Source organism: Arthrobacter sp. Y3223164 (genome assembly GCF_059091005.1).
The window spans coordinates 1-720 of sequence record NZ_JBNHGF010000732.1 but is presented as its reverse complement, the minus strand read 5'-3'; the positions used below and the strand labels follow the sequence as shown (position 1 = coordinate 720).

At 70.7% G+C, this 720-nt stretch carries 1 protein-coding gene; it reads left to right on the top strand.

The genetic code is table 11. The features are described 5' to 3' along the window. Positions 1–162: 162 nt before the first annotated feature. Positions 163–720 (top strand): acyltransferase family protein (locus tag AC5RUJ_RS17675; RefSeq protein ID WP_494156435.1); only part of this gene is annotated, 558 nt, incomplete at its 3' end.

The following is a 720-nucleotide window of genomic DNA, read 5'->3' as shown; positions in this document are numbered from 1 at the left end:
CACCGCCTGGCTCGCCTCGGGCGGAGCGGGCCTGTTGATGCTCGGCTCCGCCCTCCTCTGGTGGCGGCGCCGCACGGCCTGAGGTAGCCGGCCCGGTCCTGCACCCGGGCGTTCACCCCGCCGCCAACTGTCGTTGACCTTGGCATGGCTGAATGTCCTGCGATGGATCCTGAGACAACGCCGCGGCGGAAATTCCTGCCCGAAATCCAAGCCCTGCGCGCCCTTGCGGTGCTGTTGGTGGTGGCCTACCACCTGGAGCCGCGCTGGCTGCCCGGCGGCTACGTCGGAGTGGACGTCTTCTTCGTCATCTCCGGCTTCCTGATCACCGGCCACATGCTGCGCGAGGCGGCGGCCACCGGCACGCTGTCCCTGAGGTCATTCTGGGCCGCCCGCATCCGGCGCATCCTGCCCGCGGCGCTGCTGACCATTGCCGTCGTCCTGGCGGCCACGCTGGCGCTGCTGCCCATGAGCCAGTGGGAGCGCATCGGGGGCCAGGCCCTGGCCTCCACCCTCTATGTCCAAAACTGGGTCCTGGCCGCCGACTCCGTCGACTACCTGGCCGCGACCGAGACGCCGACGCCGCTCCAACACTTCTGGTCCCTGGCCGTCGAGGAACAGTTCTACCTGCTGTGGCCGCTGCTGGTCCTGCTGGCCGTCTTCGCGGCGCGCCGAACGCGGCGGCGTCGCCGGGGGATCGCAGCCGCGATCTTCGCCGCCGTC